Source organism: Actinomadura sp. 7K507 (assembly GCF_004348425.1).
In the GTDB taxonomy this organism is placed as follows: domain Bacteria; phylum Actinomycetota; class Actinomycetes; order Streptosporangiales; family Streptosporangiaceae; genus Spirillospora.
This window is the reverse complement of sequence record NZ_SMKK01000184.1, coordinates 1-19292: the sequence shown is the minus strand read 5'-3', so window position 1 is coordinate 19292 and position 19292 is coordinate 1. Positions and strand designations below refer to the sequence as shown.

18 protein-coding genes and 1 pseudogene are annotated in these 19292 nt (G+C 70.6%); 14 read left to right on the top strand and 5 right to left on the bottom strand.

Going from position 1 to position 19292, the window contains the following annotated elements; translation table 11 throughout:
* The first annotated feature begins 625 nt into the window (after positions 1-625).
* The 8 genes from E1285_RS32305 to E1285_RS32270 all read left to right on the top strand — a co-directional run bounded on the left by E1285_RS32305 (position 626) and on the right by E1285_RS32270 (position 11065).
* On the top strand, positions 626-1792 hold the full coding sequence (locus E1285_RS32305; protein ID WP_132158362.1) for a glutamate--cysteine ligase: 1167 nt from the start codon (positions 626-628) through the stop codon (positions 1790-1792).
* Positions 1793-2219: 427 nt separating this feature from the next.
* Positions 2220-3464, top strand: a complete 1245-nt coding sequence (locus E1285_RS32300) for an amidohydrolase (RefSeq protein WP_243723202.1) — start codon at positions 2220-2222, stop codon at positions 3462-3464.
* 293 nt (positions 3465-3757) lie between these two features.
* Positions 3758-4810: a BMP family ABC transporter substrate-binding protein gene (locus E1285_RS32295; protein ID WP_165966843.1), complete on the top strand. Its 1053-nt coding sequence runs from the start codon at positions 3758-3760 to the stop codon at positions 4808-4810.
* A gap of 229 nt (positions 4811-5039) precedes the next feature.
* The gene (locus E1285_RS32290) at positions 5040-6578 is read left to right on the top strand and encodes an ABC transporter ATP-binding protein (protein ID WP_243723200.1); all 1539 of its coding nucleotides are present in this window, start codon (positions 5040-5042) and stop codon (positions 6576-6578) included.
* Positions 6575-7969 carry an ABC transporter permease gene (locus tag E1285_RS32285; protein WP_243723199.1) on the top strand — a complete coding sequence of 465 codons (1395 nt, stop codon included), beginning with the start codon at positions 6575-6577 and terminating at the stop codon, positions 7967-7969. The genes E1285_RS32290 and E1285_RS32285 overlap by 4 nt, the downstream gene beginning before the upstream one ends.
* Positions 7966-9324 carry an ABC transporter permease gene (locus E1285_RS32280; protein ID WP_132158360.1) on the top strand — a complete coding sequence of 453 codons (1359 nt, stop codon included), beginning with the start codon at positions 7966-7968 and terminating at the stop codon, positions 9322-9324. The genes E1285_RS32285 and E1285_RS32280 overlap by 4 nt, the downstream gene beginning before the upstream one ends.
* Before the next feature lie 53 nt (positions 9325-9377).
* Complete coding sequence (locus tag E1285_RS32275; protein ID WP_132158359.1) at positions 9378-9782, top strand: cytidine deaminase; 405 nt, start codon at positions 9378-9380, stop codon at positions 9780-9782.
* Positions 9783-9793: 11 nt separating this feature from the next.
* Positions 9794-11065: a thymidine phosphorylase gene (locus E1285_RS32270; RefSeq protein ID WP_132158358.1), complete on the top strand. Its 1272-nt coding sequence runs from the start codon at positions 9794-9796 to the stop codon at positions 11063-11065.
* On the opposite strand, the gene E1285_RS32265 is transcribed toward E1285_RS32270, so the two are convergent.
* Positions 11055-11996 (bottom strand): zinc-binding alcohol dehydrogenase family protein, encoded by a 942-nt coding sequence (locus E1285_RS32265; RefSeq protein ID WP_132158357.1) that lies wholly within the window; start codon positions 11994-11996, stop codon positions 11055-11057. The genes E1285_RS32270 and E1285_RS32265 overlap by 11 nt on opposite strands.
* A gap of 130 nt (positions 11997-12126) precedes the next feature.
* On the opposite strand from E1285_RS32265, the gene E1285_RS32260 reads away from it, so the two are divergent.
* The 4 genes and pseudogenes from E1285_RS32260 (at position 12127) to E1285_RS32245 (ending at position 14579) form a co-directional block, all read left to right on the top strand.
* Positions 12127-13077, top strand: coding sequence for an AraC family transcriptional regulator (locus E1285_RS32260; protein WP_132158356.1), 951 nt, complete (start codon positions 12127-12129; stop codon positions 13075-13077).
* A gap of 84 nt (positions 13078-13161) precedes the next feature.
* A pseudogene (locus E1285_RS32255) lies at positions 13162-13332 on the top strand (SAM-dependent methyltransferase); the annotation flags it as partial.
* Positions 13333-13407: 75 nt separating this feature from the next.
* Positions 13408-13806, top strand: coding sequence for a VOC family protein (locus tag E1285_RS32250; protein ID WP_132158355.1), 399 nt, complete (start codon positions 13408-13410; stop codon positions 13804-13806).
* A 158-nt stretch (positions 13807-13964) separates the two neighbouring features.
* On the top strand, positions 13965-14579 hold the full coding sequence (locus tag E1285_RS32245) for a hypothetical protein (protein ID WP_207946978.1): 615 nt from the start codon (positions 13965-13967) through the stop codon (positions 14577-14579).
* 68 nt (positions 14580-14647) lie between these two features.
* On the opposite strand, the gene E1285_RS32240 is transcribed toward E1285_RS32245, so the two are convergent.
* The 4 genes from E1285_RS32240 to E1285_RS32225 form a co-directional block, all read right to left on the bottom strand.
* A complete protein-coding gene (locus E1285_RS32240; RefSeq protein ID WP_132158354.1) occupies positions 14648-15160 on the bottom strand; it encodes a hypothetical protein in 513 nt (170 codons plus the stop codon).
* 336 nt (positions 15161-15496) lie between these two features.
* The gene (locus E1285_RS32235; protein WP_132158353.1) at positions 15497-17026 is read right to left on the bottom strand and encodes a serine/threonine-protein kinase; all 1530 of its coding nucleotides are present in this window, start codon (positions 17024-17026) and stop codon (positions 15497-15499) included.
* A 322-nt stretch (positions 17027-17348) separates the two neighbouring features.
* Entirely contained in the window at positions 17349-17663 is a 315-nt protein-coding gene (locus E1285_RS32230; RefSeq protein WP_132158352.1) for a hypothetical protein, read from the bottom strand.
* Positions 17664-17767: 104 nt separating this feature from the next.
* On the bottom strand, positions 17768-17998 hold the full coding sequence (locus E1285_RS32225; protein ID WP_132158351.1) for a hypothetical protein: 231 nt from the start codon (positions 17996-17998) through the stop codon (positions 17768-17770).
* 152 nt (positions 17999-18150) lie between these two features.
* On the opposite strand from E1285_RS32225, the gene E1285_RS32220 reads away from it, so the two are divergent.
* Positions 18151-18969: a helix-turn-helix transcriptional regulator gene (locus E1285_RS32220; RefSeq protein WP_165966842.1), complete on the top strand. Its 819-nt coding sequence runs from the start codon at positions 18151-18153 to the stop codon at positions 18967-18969.
* The gene (locus E1285_RS32215; protein ID WP_132158349.1) at positions 18966-19220 is read left to right on the top strand and encodes a DUF397 domain-containing protein; all 255 of its coding nucleotides are present in this window, start codon (positions 18966-18968) and stop codon (positions 19218-19220) included. Before E1285_RS32220 ends, E1285_RS32215 begins: the two co-directional genes overlap by 4 nt.
* The last annotated feature ends 72 nt before the right edge of the window (positions 19221-19292 follow it).

Sequence of the window (19292 nt, the reverse complement as noted above, 5' to 3'; positions counted from 1 at the left end):
CTTCGGGGCGGCCTTCGGCTCGGCGGTGGCGGGGGCCGCCACCAGGACGGGTGCCGCGGCGATCGAGGCCGCGGCCACGGGGACGGTGAAAACGGTCAGGCGGCGGCGCGCACCGGCCCGCCCTCGTCGCTCTGCTCGCAAGCTTCCGACGCTCCTCGTTTCCGCGGAAGCCCGATCGCTCCCGGCGCGCACGCGCTCGACGCCCATGACTCCCCCGAAGAGTAGGCGACGTATCCGGCGAACGGGTACCCGAACGCGGCGACGGCAAGCATGTGACGAACGTGACGCATGGTGCAGATGCATCCAATACGGTACGTACGTGACGATCGCTTTTGGTTACAGTCCGTCATCGACGGTATTTTGGGACGGGCGGACTAGTTCGATCGGATGGTGTCGCAGACAAGATCGATGACCGAAAGGTATGGCCCGGCCGTGCTCGCTGACCGCCCGCATGAGTCAATTGATCCGCAAAGGGCATGGAGACCCGGCGGGGTCACGGGCACGAGCGCCATCATGGAGCGAACACGTGACCTGGACCGGCGTTTGTCCAGGCTTAGGGACCCGCTGGCTGAATTGCGCCACGTGCCACGCAACGACCTGCAAGGATTGTGGACGGAGGTTGGCCGTGGCCATTGACTTCAACGCATCGAACGGGGCGACGCTCGGTGTCGAGTGGGAGATCCAGCTCGTCGATGCGGAGACCAGGCACCTGCGGCAGGACGCACGCGAGGTGCTCGCAGCCCTGCCCTATCTCAGCGAGGACGGCGACAACCCGCGCGTCCGGCACGAGCTGATGGAGTCGACGGTCGAGGTCGTCACCGGCATCTGCGACACCGTCGGCGAGGCCAAGGCCGACCTGGCCGGCACCCTCAAGGCACTCCGCGCGGCCGCCGCCGAACGCGAGATCGAGCTCGCCTGCACGGGCACCCACCCGATCAGCGACTGGCGGGACGCGGTGATGGCGCCCATGCGGCGCTACGCCGAGCTCATCGAGGAGATGCAGTGGCTGGCCCGGCGCATCCAGACGTTCGGCGTTCACGTGCATGTCGGAGTCTCCGACGGCGCCAAGGCGATCCCGATCGTCAACGCGCTCTCGTCCTACCTTCCGCACTTCCTGGCGCTCACCGCGTCCAGCCCGTTCTGGAGCGGCAGCGACACCGGCCTCGCGTCCTGCAGGGCGGTCGTCTTCGGTCAGCTGCCGACGGCCGGTCCTCCCCACTCGTTGGACGACTGGGGAGCGTTCGAGGATTACATGGACACGCTGCTGCGTTCGGGAACGATACGGAGCATCAAGGAAGTCTGGTGGGACATCCGCCCGCACCCGGATTTCGGCACCGTCGAGATCAGGATGTTCGACGGCATCCCCACCATGCGCGAGGTCGGCATGGCGGCGGCGCTGTGCCAGAGCCTGGTCACGCTGTTCGAGCAGCAGCTAGACCGCGGCTACACCCTGCCGCGGCCGGCCGCCTGGGTGGTCCGCGACAACAAGTGGCGCGCGACCAGGTACGGGCTCGACGCCATCGTCATCACCGACGATCAGGGGAACACCGCTCCGCTCCGCGACGACCTGTACGAGCTGATCAGGGAGCTGGAGCCGGTGGCCGACCGGCTCGGCTGCGCCGAGGAGCTCAAGGTCGCCGGCGAGGTCCTGGACCACGGCGCCCCGTACGAGCGCCAGCGCGCGATCCGCGCCGAGGGCGGGACGCTGGAGAACATCGTCGACGCGGCGATCACCGAGCTCGCCGAGGACAGGTTCGTCACACTGGGGGAGGTGGCACATGCCGGAGCCTGAGGAACCGGCCGTCCCGGGGAAGCCACCCGGCGCCGTCCGCGACAGCGCGGACGGCACCGGTGACATGACGGACAAGACGATCGACGAGACCACGACGATCGATGAGACCACCGGGCGGAGACCCTCCGGCTCCGCCGTCGCGCAGGGGGCGCAGATGACGCATCCGGGACCCGGGGTGATGCCCGGCCTCGAACCACCCGCCGCCCCGGGACCCAGGGGTCCCGCGGGCCGGGACGAGCGCGGGACGACCGCCGGTGAGGCCGCGCAGGCCGCGCAGGCCGCCAAGATCGTGCCGGCGCGCGAGAACATGCCGGTGCGGGACGACCTCGCCGCCCGCGAGGCCGCGCCCGTCGGCCCGGAGGGGCCCGTCACCGGCGAGATCGTGCCGGGGCCCCCGGCCGCCGGCGCCGCCTCCGCCGGTTCGGAGGTGCTCGGCGGGGCCGTCCTGCAGCCGCAGCTCGACGCGTTCCTGGCCGGGCACGAGGACGAGCTGATCGCGTTCCGCCGCGACCTGCACATGCACCCCGAGCTGGGCTACTCCGAGCACCGCACGACCGGCAAGCTCGCCGAGCGGCTCCGCGAGGCGGGCCTGGAGCCGGTGATCCTGCCGCGCGGCACCGGCCTGTTCTGCGACATCGGGCCCGCCGACGGCACCACGGTCGCGCTGCGGGCCGACATCGACGCGCTCCCGCTGGAGGACGAGAAGGAGGGCGTCTCCTACCGCTCGACCGTCCCCGGCGTCGCGCACGCGTGCGGTCACGACGTCCACACCGTGATGGTGCTGGGCGCGGGCCTGTTCCTCGCGCAGCAGGCCGAGGCCGGGCTGCTGCCCGGACGGGTGCGCCTGCTCTTCCAGCCCGCCGAGGAGACGCCTGGCGGCGCTCTGGACGTGATGGCCGCCGGCGGCATCGCCGGCGTCGACCGCGCGTTCGCCCTGCACTGCGACCCCCGTATCGAGGTCGGCCAGCTCGGGCTGCGCACCGGCCCGATCACCGCGGCCTGCGACAAGGTGTACGTGAAGGTGACCGGCCCCGGCGGGCACACCGCCCGGCCGCACCTGACCGCCGACCTCGTGTACGCCCTCGCCAAGATCGTCACCGAGCTGCCGTCCGCGCTGTCGCGGCGCGTCGACCCGCGCTCCAGCCTGTCGCTGGTGTGGGGACGGGTCTCGGCCGGCTCGGTCGCCAACGCCATCCCCGACGACGGGATCGCCGAGGGCACCGTCCGCTGCCTGGACGACGAGGCGTGGCACCGCGCCCCGGAGATGATGAAGTCGCTGCTGCAGTCGGTCGCCGCCGCCTACGACGTGGAGGCGTCCCTCGAATACGTCCGGGGCGTCCCGCCGACCGTGAACGAGGCGACCAGCGTGCAGATGTTCCGCGACGCCGCCGCGCAGGTCATCGACGAGGAGGGCGTGGTGCCCACCCCGCAGAGCCTCGGCGGCGAGGACTTCGGCTGGTACCTGGAGTCGATCCCCGGCGCGCTGGCGCGGCTCGGCGTCCGCACCCCCGGATCGTCCGGCGAGTACGACCTGCACCGCGGCGACTTCGACGTCGACGAGCGCTGCGTGGCGGTCGGCGTGCGGGTGCTCAGCGCGACCGCGCTGACCGCGCTGTGGGAGGGCGGCCGTCCCGGCGACACCGAGCCGATCGAGGGCGCCGCGCTGGCGTAGGCCCCCTCGCCGCGGGGTCCTCGTCCCGCCCCTTGGCCGCCGCCTTGGCCGCCCCTTGGCCGCCCCCGTCGTGTCCCAGGCGTCCCTTCCGTCTCCCGAGTACCTCGGCGAGGTGGGTCCGTGCGCGCCGACCTGCGTGTTGACCAGTGGCGATATGCCTACGCATTGGTAACGGACCTGTTGCGAATCAGTGCACGCGGGAAGTTTGCCCGCTTTAGCGAGGTAGCGTCCGATCGATTTCGGTGGCCGGTCCGGCCGCCGAACCGTTGGTGGGGAACGGAAGGAGCGCTACCTTGCGCCGTGGACTGAAGATTTCCCTCGTCACCGTGGCGAGTGCGGCGCTGACGCTCGCCGCCTCCGGGTGCGGCGGCCAGGAGGCGGACACCGGCGGCGGCGGCGACAGCGAGACCATGAAGGTCGGACTCGCCTACGACATCGGCGGCCGCGGTGACCAGTCGTTCAACGACTCGGCCGCCCGCGGGCTCGACCGGGCCAAGAAGGAACTGGGCGTCGAGACCGAAGAGATCTCGGCCAAGCCCGACGAGTCCGACGCCGACAAGGAGTCGCGCCTGCGGCTGATGGCGAACCAGGGCGTCAACCCGATCATGGGCATCGGGTTCGCCTACACCGCCGCGGTCAACAAGGTCGCCAAGGAGTTCCCGGACACCAAGTTCCTGGTCGTCGACGCCGACGGCTGCAAGGTCGAGGGCCCGAACGTCGCCGCGGCGTGCTTCGCCGAGGCGGAGGGCTCCTACCTGGTCGGCGCCGCCGCCGCGCTGAAGTCCGAGACCGGCAAGATCGGATTCATCGGCGGCGTCAACGTCCCGCTGATCCAGCGATTCCAGGCCGGCTACGAGGCGGGCGCGAAGAAGGCCAAGTCCGACATCGAGATCCTCCCGGCCAAGTACCTGACCCAGCCGCCGAACTTCAACGGCTTCCAGGACACCAGCCTCGGCAACGAGGCCGCCAAGGGCCAGCTCGACCAGGACGCCGACGTCATCTACCACGCCGCCGGCGCGGCCGGAATCGGCGTCATCAAGACCGTCGGCGCGGCCGGCAAGTGGGTCATCGGCGTCGACTCCGACCAGTACAACCAGCCCGCCGTCGCCGGCGTGAAGGACCAGATCCTCACGTCCATGGTGAAGAACGTGGACGTGGCGGTCTTCGACTTCATCAAGAGCGTCAACGACGACCAGTTCAAGGCCGGTTCGAAGGTGTACGACCTGAAGAGCGGCGGCATCAGCTACTCCACGTCCGGCGGCAACGTCGACGACATCAAGGACCAGCTGGAGAAGCTGAAGGCCCAGATCATCTCAGGCGAGATCAAGGTGCCGGAGAAGCCCTGACACGGGAGCCGGAACGCGTCCGCACGGTAGCGTCACGGCCGGTTCCGGCCGTGACGTAACCGCGCACCGGATGTCACCTCCTCGGTGGTCTCCGGTGCGCGGGCCGCGTCCCGCCGGACTTTCCTGCAGTTCGTCCGCAACACGCCGCCTCGCCGGTGCGCGGCTTTCCGTGGCGTCCCAACGGCGCGTCCGAAGGGCGGGGCGCCGGCGATCGGAGGGAGGGGCACCCGTGCCCGACCAGGTGCCGGCCGTGCGGCTGACATCGATCACCAAGCGGTTCCCCGGGGTGGTGGCCAACCGCGACATCAACCTCGCCATCGAGCGCGGTGAGGTGCACGCGCTCTGCGGCGAGAACGGCGCCGGCAAGTCCACGCTGATGAAGATCCTCTACGGGATGCAGCGGCCGGACGAGGGCACCATCGAGGTCGAGGGCGAGCAGGTCTCCTTCCGCACCCCGGCCGACGCGATCGGCCGCGGCATCGGCATGGTCCACCAGCACTTCAAGCTGGCCGACAACCTCACCGTCCTGGAGAACGTCGTCCTCGGCGCCGAGCCCCGCGGCAAGGGGTGGCGCCGCGGCCGCATCGACTTCGCCGCCGCCCGCGCGAAGATCAGCGAGATGTCGCGGGCGTACGGGCTGCGCGTCGACCCCGACGTGCTGGTCGAGAAGCTCGGCGTCGGCGAGCGCCAGCGCGTGGAGATCCTCAAGGTGCTCTACCGGGGCGCCCGCGTGCTGATCCTGGACGAGCCGACCGCGGTACTCGTCCCGCAGGAGGTCGACGAGCTGTTCGGCAACCTGCGGGAACTGCGCGCCGAGGGCCTGACCGTGCTGTTCATCTCGCACAAGCTCGACGAGGTGCTGGCCGTCGCCGACCGGATCTCGGTGATCCGGCGCGGCACCACCGTCGCGACCGGGCTCGACCCCGCGGAGGTCACGTCCCGGCGGCTGGCCGAGCTGATGGTCGGGTCGCAGCTGCCGACCCCGGAGCTGCGGGAGTCGACCGTCACCGAGGACGTCCAGCTGGCGGTCGGCGGGCTGACCGTGCTCACCCCCGAGGGCCGTCCCGTGGTGGACGACGTGTCGCTGCGCATCCGCCGCGGCGAGATCGTCGGGCTGGCGGGCGTCGAGGGCAACGGGCAGACCGAGCTCATCGAGGCGATCATGGGGCTCCAGTCCGCGGACGCCGGGTCGATCGACTACGGCGGCGAGGACATCACCCACTGGAGCACCCGCCGCCGCCGCGAGGCCGGCATCTCCTACATTCCCGAGGACCGGCACCGCTACGGGCTCATCCTGGAGGGGACGCTCTGGGAGAACCGGATGCTGGGCCACCAGACCGAGCGCCCGAACGTCCGCGGCCCGTGGACCGACCGGCGCGGCGCCCGCCGCGACACCACCCGGATCGTCCAGGAGTACGACGTGCGGACCCCCGGGATCGAGGTGCCCGCCGCGGCCCTGTCGGGCGGGAACCAGCAGAAGCTCATCGTCGGCCGGGAGATGTCCGGCGAACCGCACCTGCTGATCGCCGCGCACCCCACCCGCGGCATCGACGTCGGCGCCCAGGCCGCCATCTGGGACTACCTGCGGCAGGCCCGCGCCGACGGGCTGGCCGTGCTGCTGATCAGCGCAGACCTTGAGGAACTCATCGGAATGTCCGACACCCTGCACGTGATCCTGCGGGGACGGCTGGTCGCGGAGGTCGACCCGCAGACCGTCACCCCGGAGGAACTCGGCTCCGCCATGACCGGCGCCGGAGACCCGTCATGAGCCCCCCGAAGGACGCCGACCCGAACGAGGACGAGCCGACCGGGGACGACTCGACCGGGGGCGAGCAGAACGACCGGTCCGGCCCGTCCGGCGAGCCCCCGGGCTCGGAGCAGGCGAAGCCGGAGCCGTCTGACGCGGAGCCGTCTGACGCGGAATCGTCCGGACCCGACCTCGCGAAGTCCGGCTCCGGCGACGGGCCGTCCGGGGGCGGCGGTGCCGGGCCCGAGCCGGTGCCGGCGTGGAAGGCGATCATGCGGGGGCTCGGGCCGACCGGCCTGGGGCTGAAGATCGGGGCGCCGGTGCTGGCGCTGCTGATCTCCCTCGTCATCACGATGATCCTGCTGCGGGTCACCGGCGCCGACCCGTTCAGCTCGATCCAGGCCATGATCGACTACGGGACCACCGACAACTCGATCGTCGACATCATCAACCGCGCCACCCGCTACTACCTGTCCGCGGTCGCGGTGGCGATCGGGTTCCGGATGGCGCTGCTGAACATCGGCGTGGACGGCCAGTACCGGCTCGCCGCGTTCATGGCCGCGGTGGTCGGCGGCGCGGTGACGCTGCCCGCGCCGTTCGGCCAGATGCTGGTGATCGTCGCGGCGATGGCGGTCGGCGGGCTCTGGGCCGCGATCGCCGGGGTGCTGAAGGTGACCCGCGGGGTCAGCGAGGTGCTCTCCACGATCATGCTGAACGCGATCGCGACCGGCCTGATCGCCTACCTGCTGCACGACGACCGGCTCGCCGAGGTCCGGCCGGACAGCAACAACATCGCGACCCCGCAGATCCCCGAGTCGGGACGGGTCGGGCCGCTGAACGGCTTCCTGTCCTCGATCGGGCTCGACCTGCCGAGCCAGATGTACGGGCTGCTGCCGCTCGCGATCATCGTCGGGATCGTGTTCTGGGTCGTCATCAACCGCACCAGGTTCGGGTTCGACCTGAAGGTGTCGGGGCTGTCCCAGTCCGCCGCGCGGGCCAGCGGCGTCAACGCCCGCCGGATGATCGTCTACACGATGCTGGCGTCCGGCATGGTGGCCGGCCTGATCGGCATGCCGGAGCTGCTCGGCGCGTCCTACGAGTACTCGCTGAACTTCCCGGCGGGGCTCGGCTTCACCGGCATCACGATCGCGCTGCTCGGCCGCAACCATCCGGTCGGGATCGCGCTCGCCGCGCTGCTGTTCGCGTTCCTCGACCAGACCTCCGACGTGCTCCAGTCGGTCGACGTCCCGAAGGAGATCGTCAGCGTCATGCAGGGCGTGGTCGTGCTGACCGTCGTGATCGTGTACGAACTCGTCCGGCGCTGGGAGATCGCCGTGCAGCAACGGGCCGTGGCCACCGAGCTGGCCACCGGCCATGACCTTGCCCGCACGTCCACGGGGAGCCGTTCATGAGCGCCGCGACCGAGGCGGTGGCCGCGAAGCCGCCCGCGAACGGCAGGCGCCGCCGGCTGCGCTGGCCGCACTACCTGCTGATCGCCTCCGGGCTGCTGGTGCTGCTGTCCCTGGTCCGCGTGATCGACGACGCCGACTCGGTGACGTCCAGCGGGACGGTCAGCGCCGCGCTCCGCCTCGCCGTGCCGATCTTCCTGGCCGGTCTCGGCGGGCTGTGGTCGGAGCGGTCCGGCGTGATCAACATCGGTCTCGAGGGCATGATGATCCTCGGGACCTGGACGGGTGCGTGGGCCGGCTACCAGTGGGGTCCGTGGATCGGGGTGGCGGCCGGGATCCTCGGCGGCGCCCTCGGCGGCCTGCTGCACGCCATCGCGACCGTGTCGTTCGGCGTGGACCACATCGTGTCCGGTGTCGCGATCAACATCCTGGGGCTCGGGCTCACCCAGTTCCTCGCCGGGCTGATCTTCGACACCGGGGAGGCGAAGGCCCTCGGCGGCGGCCCCCGGCAGTCCCCGACGGTCGATCCGATCATGACGTTGACGATGCCGGTGCTGTCCGGCGGCAAGATAGGGGGCTGGCACAGCCCGGACTGGCTGGGGTCGCTGGAGGGGCACCACTGGTTCCTGGTCTCCGACCTCGCGGGCATCCTGCGCGGGCTGACCAGCGGCATGTCGCTGCTGACGCTCCTGGCGCTGCTGCTGGTGCCGCTCAGCTTCCTGATCCTGTGGCGGACGCCGTTCGGGCTGCGGATCCGCTCCTGCGGCGAGGACCCGTACGCCGCCGAGTCGCTCGGCGTGAAGGTGTACCGGATGAAGTACGCCGCCGTGATCATCTCGGGTGGGTTCTCCGGTCTGGCCGGGGCGTTCCTCGTCACCGTCGCCGCCCCTCTCTACCAGGACGGCCAGACCAACGGCCGCGGCTTCATCGGCCTCGCCGCCATGATCTTCGGCAACTGGCGTCCCGGAGGTCTCACCGCGGGCTCGCTGCTGTTCGGCTACACCGACGCGATGAACGTGCGCGGCGGGGGAGAGGCCGTCCACGCGCTGCTGCTGTTCGTGGCGATCCTGCTCATCGGCGCCGCGATCTGGCAGGCGATGCGGGCGGGCAAGCTGCGTCCGCACGCCATCACCGACGCGGCTCGCCGCGAGGTCCGCACCGCCTACATCGGTTCCGCCCTGGCGCTGGTGGCGGCCGCCGGGCTGCTCGTCTGGTTCATGCTGAGCGACATCGTCCCGGGCCAGCTGGTCTCGTTCACGCCGCACCTGACGACCCTGCTGGTTCTGGCGCTGGCCAGCCAGCGGCTCCGCATGCCCGCCGCCAACGGCCTCAAGTACCGGCGCGGTGAGGCACGATAGCCCGTCCCCCTTTCCGGGGTTTGGGGGTTCGTCCGCCCAGAAAGGTACGGTGCATGGAGATCGACTGGCCCGCCCTGCGCGACGCCGCGCGGGAGGCGATGACGCGCGCGTACTGCCCGTACTCCGATTTCCCGGTGGGCGCCGCCGCACTGGTGGACGACGGCCGCGTCATCACCGGATGCAACGTCGAGAACGCCTCGTACGGGGTCGGGCTCTGCGCGGAGTGCGCGATCGTGTCGGCGCTGCACGGTCCGGGCAAGTCGGAACGGCCGCGCCTGGTCGCGCTGTCGGTCGTCGATCGGCACGGCAACCCGCTGATGCCGTGCGGGCGCTGCCGCCAGCTCCTCTGGGAGCACGGCGGCGCCCCCATGCTGCTGGAGACGACCCGGGGCATCCTGCCCATGTCGGACGTCCTCCCGGACGCCTTCGGCCCCGACGACCTGATCGAAAGAGCCTGAGAGGGGACGCTGTGGACGCCATCGACGTCATCCGCGCCAAGCGGGACGGCGGGTCCCTGACCCCCGGCCAGATCGACTGGGCCGTCGACGCCTACACCCGCGGCACGATCGCCGAGGAGCAGATGTCGGCGCTCGCGATGGCGATCCTGCTGAACGGCATGACCCGTCCCGAGGTGGCCCGCTGGACGGAGGCGATGATCCGGTCCGGCGAGCGCATGGACTGGTCGGCGCTGGACCGTCCGACCACCGACAAGCACTCCACCGGCGGCGTCGGCGACAAGATCACCCTGCCGCTGGCGCCGGTCGTGGCGGCGTGCGGCGCCGCCGTCCCGCAACTGTCCGGCCGCGGGCTCGGCCACACCGGCGGCACGCTCGACAAGCTGGAGTCGATCCCGGGCTGGCGGGCGTCGCTGTCGAACGCCGAGATGCTGGACGTGCTGCGCTCCGCCGGGGCGGTGGTCTGCGCGGCGGGCAGCGGCCTGGCCCCCGCCGACCGCAAGCTCTACGCGCTGCGCGACGTGACGGGGACGGTCGAGTCGATCCCGCTGATCGCGTCCTCGATCATGTCGAAGAAGATCGCCGAGGGGACGGGCGCGCTCGTCCTGGACGTCAAGGTCGGCTCCGGCGCGTTCATGAAGACGGTCGAGAACGCCCGCGAACTCGCCGAGACGATGGTCGCGATCGGCACCGACCACGGCCTGCGCACCGTCGCGCTTCTCACCGCGATGGACCGCCCCCTGGGCGACGCGGTCGGCAACGCCGTCGAAGTGGCCGAGTCGGTCGAGGTCCTGGCGGGCGGCGGCCCGTCCGACGTGGTCGAGCTGACGCTGACCCTGGCCCGCGAGATGCTCGCGTCCGCCGGCCTGTCCGCCAAGGACCCGGCCGATGCGCTCAAGGACGGCTCCGCCATGGACGTCTGGCGCCGCATGATCACCGCCCAGGGCGGCGACCCCGACGCGCCGCTCCCGGCGGCCCGCGAGACCCACACGGTCACGGCCCCGACGTCGGGTGTCCTGACCCGCCTGGACGCCTACGGGGTCGGCGTGGCCGCATGGCGCCTGGGCGCGGGCCGCGCCCGCAAGGAGGACCCGGTCTCGTCCGGCGCGGGCATCGTCTGCCACGCCAAGCCAGGCGAGGCGGTCACGGAAGGCCAGCCGCTCCTCACCCTCCATACCGACGACGAGACCCGCCTGCCCCGGGCCCTGGAGTCCCTCGACGGCGCCTACGAGATCGGCGGCACCCCGGACCTCCACCCCCTGATCATCGACCGCGTCACGGCGTGAGGATGTAGCGGACGGCGGGGTCGCCGTTCCAGGCATCGGCCACCGATCGCAGCGGCAGGCTGGTGAACGCCGCGTCGAAGCCCGCCCCGGGCGCGGCGGCGAGCAACTCGCCCGCACCGGCCAGGAGTTCTCCGACCGCCACGCTGCCGATGCCGCTTCCGATCAGTTCAAGACCCGTGCTGCGCAGCATGTCACCGCGGACAGGGATCTCGTCCCCCGCCGCAGTGCCGAGTTGCACGTAGCGCAGGCGCGGCTCGCCCGCCGGGGAGCCGCGGTCCCCGGTCGCGGCCTTCAGGACGCGGAGGGCGGGCTCTCCCCAGACGAAGTCGAGCACGACGTCGACCCCTTCGTCGAACCGCTCGCGCAGCGCCTTGTCCGCGTCGTCGTTCAGGGCGATGCCCACGTCCGCGCCCAGACGCTTCAGCCTCTCCTGGTTGCGGCCGACCGCGATGACCTTGCCCGCACCGAGATGCCGGGCGGTCTGGACCGCCATTCCGCCCGCTGCGCCCGTCGCGCCGACGACCAGCACCGTCTCGCCGGCCTGGAGCCCGGCCCGCCGCGTCAGCGCGATCCAGGACGCGAGCCCGCCCGAGGCGACGGCCGCCGCGCGGTCGCTGGGCAGCTTTTCGGGAACCGGCACCATCATGTCGCCGGAGACGAGCGACTTGTCCGCCATGGATCCGAACGGAGCCTTCGGGAACAGGAAGTAGACGCGGCGGCCCGTCCCGTCGACTCCCACGCCGTCCACACCCGGCACGAATCCGGCGGACGCGCCGCTCGCGTAGTGCTTCCCGGAGGCCAGGCCCCTCACGATCGGGCTGAGCGCGGCGGCGTGCACCGCGACCACGGCCTCGCCGTCACCGGGCTCCGGCTCGCGGAAATCCTGGAACGACGGCGGAGCGCCGAATGAGTTCACGACCGCGGCTTTCATGCTGCTTGCCTCCAAGAAATGTTTCCGGGTCTTCTCGCTGAGACCCGCCATTCCTGAGCGTAGACAGCACAGGCCGTACGAACTATGCTCGAAAGTCGCGGTTTTGTTCGCGATCGTCCGGAGGGTGTGCATGGACCCCCTCTCCGAGGTCCTCTCCCTGCTGAAGCCCCACAGCTACATCACCGCGGGCTTCGACGCCGGCGGCGCATGGGCGCTCACGCTCGACGACCTCGCCGGCCGCATCAAGTGCTACGCCATCACCCAAGGCACCTGCCGGCTGGCGGTGGAGGGCATCGACGCGCCGGTGCGGCTCCAGGCGGGCGACTGCTTCGTCCTGCCCAGCGGAAGGCCCGTGACCATCGGCAGCGACCTGGACGCCGAGCCGAAACGGGCGAGCGAGGTGCTCGACCCGAACCGCAGCGGCGAGATCGTCACCTACAACGGCGGCGGCGACGTGTTCATGGTCGGCAGTCGCTTCGAGGTGAGCAGCCCCCACGCCGAGGTGCTCCTGCGGACGCTGCCGCCCCTCATGCGGGTCCGGACCTCGGGCGACCGCGCCCGGCTGAGGTGGTCCATCGAGCTCATGATGGAGGAGCTGCGCGAGGGCCGGCCGGGCTCGTCGCTGGTGGCGCAGCAACTCGCGCACATGATGCTGGTGCACGCGCTCCGCCTGTACCTGGACGAGGGCTCCCGCGACGGCGTCGGATGGTTCGCCGCCCTCGCCGATCCGCAACTGAGCGCGGTGCTCGGAGCGATGCACGCGGATCCGGCGTTCCCCTGGACGGTGCAGGAACTCGCCGCGCGGGCCGACATGTCGCGATCGGCCTTCGCCGAACGCTTCCGCGGACGCACCGGGGAGACGCCTATCGCGTACCTCACGCGCTGGAGGATGATGCTGGCGGGAGAACGCCTCGTCCACGGCGACGACACGCTGGCGCGAATAGCGGGCTCGCTCGGCTACGAATCCGAGCACGCGTTCAACACTGCGTTCAAGCGCGTCATGGGCACCTCGCCGAGGCGATACGCGCGGGCTGGATTCGAGGCCGCCGGCTCACACGGCCTGGCGGACGGTCACGGCTGAAAGGCCTTGGAACCAATCGACGGGTGCGAGGATCGGGGCAGCCGACCCTGAGGTAGGACCACGCATGGCGACGCCGCGGCGAACGCGGCGGGGATCTCGCTGGTCTCCCGGACGCGCGCCGAGTTCGCCGCGCTGTTCGGCGCCGCCACGCTGCTGGAACCGGGCGCGGTGCCGATCGCGACATGGCGTCCGGACACGCCCCCGGCCGACCCGCACGAGGCGTACTACTACGCCGGCCTCGCGCGCAAGGACTGACTGCCGCTCGACCATGCCGGACTCCGGCTGACCGGGTCTGCTTAATTTGTCAGGTAGGCCGACTACCTTCGCTCCATGGACGATTACGCGGTCCCGATCCTGCCCAGCCGGAACCTGAACGAGACGCTCGATTTCTATGCACGGTTGGGCTTTGAGTTGCGTGGTGTCCCACCGGAACAGTTCGGCTACCTCATCGTGTGCCGGGGAACGGTCGAACTGCACTTCTTCCAGGACCCCGACGTGGACCCGCTGACCACCTCCAGCGGTTGCTACGTCCACGTCCGGGACGCGGACGCCCTGCACCACACGTGGGACGAGATCGGCGTGCCGGCCGACCGTGCCACGGGCAGCCGGCTGGAACCACCCCGCGACACCGACTACGGAATGCGTGAGTTCGCCCTCATCGATCGCAGCGGCAATCTCCTGCGCATAGGCAGCCTGCTACCGTCCACATCCCCGGCGGACGGCGATTAGCCCCGCGTTCGGGTCTTCGGAGACGCGGGACGTGCCGGGGTCATACCTCCGGGGGAACGGTTCGGCCTGTGCGGGGGAGGGCGGCGGGCAGTGCCTGGTCGGAGCATTGGGGTGGCCGGGCCGCTCGGGCCCGTCCGCCGACCGAACGGGAGCCCCCAATGCCCAGAACCATCAAGATCGGCGTCGTGATCGTTGCGGCCATCGCCGTGATGGCCGCGCCGGTCGCGGCGGAGACGACCTCCCCGGCGACGCCGGAGGCCAAGACGGCGCGCGTGTCCGGGTCCGCGGAGATCCGCCTCACCTACTGGCCCGACCAGGACATCCGAGCCTTCACCTTCAACGCGAAGGCCGTCCCGTACTCGGCGCCCAAGCCGGGCGCTCCCGACGGGCTGCCCACCGACGCCCGCGGAATCGTGAAGATCTATCACCACTCCCCGGGCGAGGGATGGACCGTACGTTCGGAGGCCAAGGTCGATTGCCTGTTGACCAGCCCCGGCAACGCCACCCTGACCGCGGTCGTCACCAAGGCGGACGAACCGATCAAGGACCAGATCGGCAAGCGGCTCGGCTTCAGCGTCCACGACGGCGGCCCCGGCGGCAGGCATGACCGCATGGGGTTCTCCTGGTCGGTGGCCAACGGCGTCGAGAACGGAGAGGGTGGCTGGGAGGAGGGCAAGGTCGGCACCTGCATGGGCCCTGCGGCCTTCGCGCCCGTCACCAAGGGCGCCTACAACGTCAGGCACGCCGACCTGCTGCCGGCCCCCACGGGCTGACCGCCGCACCGGCCGCGACCGTGGCGGCGACGCCGCCCGGTCGCGTCAGGTCTTCCGGGATCCGCCGATCACAGGTCGTCCGGCGGGCGGTGCACCTGCCGTCGCTGGTCGGCGTCGAGGTACCGGTAGACCGCCGTGCTGCTCATGCCGAGAATGGCGGCGATGCCGGAGACGGTGTGCAGGCGTTCGCCGTCCCTGCCGCGCTCCTCGAACAGCCGCCGGACCTGTGCGGCGGCAATCCGTGACTCCTTGGCGGCAAAGTACGAATCGCACTGCGGCCTGTACAGCAGCACCACGCCGAGGACCGACGCGACCAGCGCGACGACATAGACGGCCAGGCCCTCGGCGCTCTGTGCCCAGAAGATTTGTCCGATGGCCAGCACGGGGACCAACCACGGCGTCGCCGCCCTGGCACTACGTCCACCGACGACGCCCCAGAGGACGATCGCCCCGTAGAAGATGGACACGACGGGCGCATCGGTCGCCTCCGCCAGGGCCCCGGATTGACCATCGCCCGAGTACTCGACGAAACCGTAGGCCACGGCCGATAGGCCGAGCAGGGCGACAGCGGCCTTGAACACGACAGGTCGGCGTGCGCGGCCGCCGGTCCTCGAATCATCGAAGTGGCCGGGGTCGGAAGACGGGCGGGTCACCGGCATTCTCCTCTGACAGCGAACGTGGCCACCGGCGTCCGACAGGTCGCACACCCATTCGGCAAGGCCCGGCTCACATGCTGGGACGTCGCACACGACCGCGCGGTTCCCGCGAACTCCCCGCTCCGCCTCTGCCTTCAGTGGAGGCCGCGCTTGGCAGAGGGCAAGGTCGGCACCTGCATGGGCCCTGCGGCCTTCGCGCCCGTCACCAAGGGCGGCTACAAAGTCAGGCACGCCGACCTGCTGCCCGCCCCGCAGGGCTGGTCACCGGTCCCGGCGCGGCAAGCCCGCGGGATGTTCGGCGTAGCGGTCGCCGGCGAACCGTTTCAGTGCGGCCCGGAGTTCGGGGAGTTCCCGCCTGCCGGTGACGAGCCAGGGCTTGCACACGAGGTCGCCGCCCTGACCTTCGCGGCCCGCGGACGAACTGTTCCACTCCCCGCCGTACCAGACGACGATTCTGGTGCGCCGCCGGTCGCCGACCATGCCGACCCGATCAAGGACGTCCCAGTCGACCGCACGCCGCTGTCGCAGCCGGTACGGCGCGGATCCGGGATCGAACGTGAGGCCGGTGGAATCAAGGGTGAACGTGGCGAGGCGGAACGACAGCGCAGCCTTGGTGAACACGGCACCGAGTCCCAGACCGCACACCATGAGGAAGATCGCGAGCCCCGACCAGTTGGCGGTGTACGAGCCGCTGGCCAGGAGGCCGGCTAGGGTCATCAACCCCAGCACGACGGGGATCGCCAACCCGATCGCACAGCTCTTGACCACGCTCGTGATCCTGTTCTCCGTGAAGGTCACCGTGTAGGCCGGTGGCGGGGTGATGGCCCTGGGGGCGTCGAAGGCGAGGTGCGTTGTCGTGCCGGGCGGCCGTGCCCCCCCGCCTTGGACCGGTTCCGTACCGGGCAGCGGCGCGGTCTGGACTCGGGCCGCCGCACGCCGCTCGGTGACCATCGTGGTGACCTCGGGCGGGAGCCACCGCGTGCCGTCCAGCGCGGGTTCGGCGAGCCGGTCGAGGATATCGCCGACGCCGGGCCGATCGCGAGGGTCCTTGGCCAGGCAGGCGCCGGCCAGGTCCGCGAGTGAGGCGGGCACGCCGGTCAGGTCGGGTTCGTCGTGGACGATGCGGTAGATGACCGCGGTGGGCGAGCCGACCCCGAACGGCGTGCGGCCGACCGCCGCGAACGCCAGTACGACACCGAGCGAGAACACGTCGCTGGGCGGCCCGACCACACCCCCGCGCGCCTGCTCGGGCGACATGAACGACGCCGTTCCCACCACCGCCCGGGTAACGGTGTGGGACGTCGCGTCCAGCGCTCGGGCGATACCGAAATCGATGACGCGGGGACCATCGTCGGCCAGGATCACATTGGACGGCTTGAGATCGCGGTGCACGAGTTCGCAGTCATGGATGGCGGCAAGTCCCTCAGCCAGACCCGCCCCCAGCTTCGCGGTCGCCTCCGGTGGCAGCGGCCCGTGCCGCTTGACGGCCTCATGCAGCGACGGACCGGGAACGTAGGCGGTGACCAGCCACGGCGGATCGGCGTCGGTGTCGGCGTCGACCACCTGCGCGGCGTAGAACCCGCCGACCCGGCGAACCGCCTCCACCTCCAGGGCGAACCGCCGCCGGAACTCCCGGGCCTCGGCCAGTTCCGGGCGCACCACTTTCACGGCGACCGGCCGCCCTCCTCGCGAACGCCCCAGGAACACCTGCCCCATTCCGCCGCCGCCGAGCCGGTGCTCCAGCCGGTATGGCCCCACGTCACGCGGATCACCCGGCTGCAGCTGCTTCATGCGGCAGAATCCCCTCGGACGGCCATCCGTGCCCGATCAACCTGTCAATAGAGTCCCAGGGTACGGCCACCTGCGACAGCGTCTCGATGCACACAATCCGGCAGGCCGCGCGGCGGGGCGCGGAACGCGTGGCCCCCGGGCCGGGTGCGGAGTGCCTCGAGGAATGCCTCCGCGACATGCCGAAACGCTCGGCCTGACTTACGAGCCCCCGAAGTGGGCGCTCACCGGCTCCCGGCCAGAAACCCGAAGAACCACCCGAACGCCATGCACGCCCCGCCGAACAAGACGAGGTCGGCCGCGATGGAGCCCAGATCACCCGCGGTCATGTGCCCGCCAATTCACGGATGAGCACTTCAACGGCCCGGTGGACGTCCCGCGCGGGACCGATCGGCCGCCCGTCGTGCCAGGTGAACCACCATGCCGACCGGACGTAGTCGCACCCGACCTCGACCAGCCGCCCCGCCCCGCCGACCCCGACGACACTCACCCAGGCCACGCCGCGCCGCTCGACCATTCCGCACGCCAGTTCCCGCCGCGCCTGGACGGCGTCCCGCAGCGCATTCAGGTGCAAACGCCTTGCGTTGGACGGCGTAGCCTGCTCGGCCGTGTCCGCATGCCCGTCGAATCGCATGCCCATAAAGCACACCTCTTTCCATGGGAACGGCGCGGCCGGTGGGCCCGGGGGGACGTCCACCGGCCGCGCCGCGCTTCAAGGACGATGGCGGACGCGCCACCGCCGATTCACCGGTTCCTGACCTGCGCCTTCTCGGCCTGCCGGAGCAGCGCGGCCCGCAGCAGCGGTGCGGTGGGGAACATCAGCGTCGGCTCGACGCCCACGCGGGGGTCATGCAAGCTCGCGACCCATTCACCGAGCCGCCCGTCCTGCTTAACGGCCCGCCAGATCCGCCACCCGCCGAAGTCGGCCCGAAGCCGCCCCAGCTCCCGCTCATCCACCTGCACTTGCGTGTTCATCGAGTTCCCTTTGACTCGGCCCCGCTCGCCATTTCGTGTGACCACCCTCACACGTTCGACTACGCTTAGGAATCGACCGAGCACTACCGGCAATGCACCGCAGTCAAGATCATTCGCACCCGCCATGTGGGTGCAGCCCCCTGGAGGTCGTGATGCCCGCCCGATCCGAGCCCTACGACGGACCCGCCATCGTCACCTTCGCGAAGGAACTCGAATGGCGCCGAACGCAGGTCGGTCTCAGCAAGAAGGACCTCGCAGAAAAACTCGGCTTCGCCGACTCGTATGTCGGCCAGGTCGAGTTGCGCAAGAACCTCCCGTCCGAGGAATTCGCCGCCGCGCTCGACACTTTCTTCCAGGTGGACGGCCTGTTCTGCCGCCTATGGGAGCGAATCAACGAAACGCGACACCTCGGCATCCTGCCCCCAGGATTCCCGGAGTACCTCGGTTATGAGGAGAAGGCCAACCACATCCGCGTCTTCAGTGCCAACCTGGTCAGCGGACTCTTCCAGGCGGAGGCCTATGCAACCACGATCATCAATACGATCATGGGCTCCGGCGCAGAGAAGCTGGTCGCCGAGCGCATGGAACGGAAGTCGATCTTCGAGAGGGAGGACCCGCCGCACACCTTCCTTGTATTGGACGAGAGTGTCATCCGCCGAAACGTGGGCGGCAAGGAAGTCATGCATGACCAACTCGCCTATCTGCTGGAAGTGGGACGACGCGAAAGAAGTCAACTGCAGATCGTCCCGCACGATGCGGGATATCACGCTGGTCTGGCGGGGAGCTTTATCCTTCTCGGCTTCGAAGATGGGCCGGATGTCGCCTACACCGAGTCTTCGGGCGAGGGAATGCTGCTGAAGCAGCGAGACAGGGTGACGCTGCAAGCCGTAACGTGGGACCTGGTCCAGGGCCACACACTCTCCGGCGAGGAGTCGTTGGCCATGATCCAAGACGCGATGGAGCAGCTGTGAGCACCTCAGACGTGTCGAACACCCAGTGGCGGAAGAGCAGTCGCAGCGCACACCAGGGCGGGGAGTGCGTGGAGGTCGCGGCTCTCGCGCCTGCGGTGGCCGTGCGTGACTCCAAGGACCCGGACGGCCCCCGCCTGGCGTTCGGCGCTGCGGCGTGGAGGGTGTTCGCCGACCGTGTGAAGGCGAGCGAGTTCGACCTGACTTGGCTCACGGGGCGGGACGGATCCAGCCGACATCGCGCTGACCTGTGAGGACTCTTCCAGGAGGTCGCGTTTTCACGCACTAAGCGCGTCGTTCTAGGGTCGGTGGATGGTGTTCATCCG

Coding starts and splice junctions, on each gene's coding strand:
- E1285_RS32220 (WP_165966842.1), top strand. CDS start 18,151: ATGCCCGCCCGATCCGAGCCCTACGACGGACCCGCCATCGTCACCTTC.
- E1285_RS32285 (WP_243723199.1), top strand. CDS start 6,575: ATGAGCCCCCCGAAGGACGCCGACCCGAACGAGGACGAGCCGACCGGG.
- E1285_RS32275 (WP_132158359.1), top strand. CDS start 9,378: ATGGAGATCGACTGGCCCGCCCTGCGCGACGCCGCGCGGGAGGCGATG.
- E1285_RS32280 (WP_132158360.1), top strand. CDS start 7,966: ATGAGCGCCGCGACCGAGGCGGTGGCCGCGAAGCCGCCCGCGAACGGC.
- E1285_RS32260 (WP_132158356.1), top strand. CDS start 12,127: ATGGACCCCCTCTCCGAGGTCCTCTCCCTGCTGAAGCCCCACAGCTAC.
- E1285_RS32250 (WP_132158355.1), top strand. CDS start 13,408: ATGGACGATTACGCGGTCCCGATCCTGCCCAGCCGGAACCTGAACGAG.
- E1285_RS32235 (WP_132158353.1), bottom strand. CDS start 17,026: ATGAAGCAGCTGCAGCCGGGTGATCCGCGTGACGTGGGGCCATACCGG.
- E1285_RS32245 (WP_207946978.1), top strand. CDS start 13,965: ATGCCCAGAACCATCAAGATCGGCGTCGTGATCGTTGCGGCCATCGCC.
- E1285_RS32265 (WP_132158357.1), bottom strand. CDS start 11,996: ATGAAAGCCGCGGTCGTGAACTCATTCGGCGCTCCGCCGTCGTTCCAG.
- E1285_RS32225 (WP_132158351.1), bottom strand. CDS start 17,998: ATGAACACGCAAGTGCAGGTGGATGAGCGGGAGCTGGGGCGGCTTCGG.
- E1285_RS32230 (WP_132158352.1), bottom strand. CDS start 17,663: ATGGGCATGCGATTCGACGGGCATGCGGACACGGCCGAGCAGGCTACG.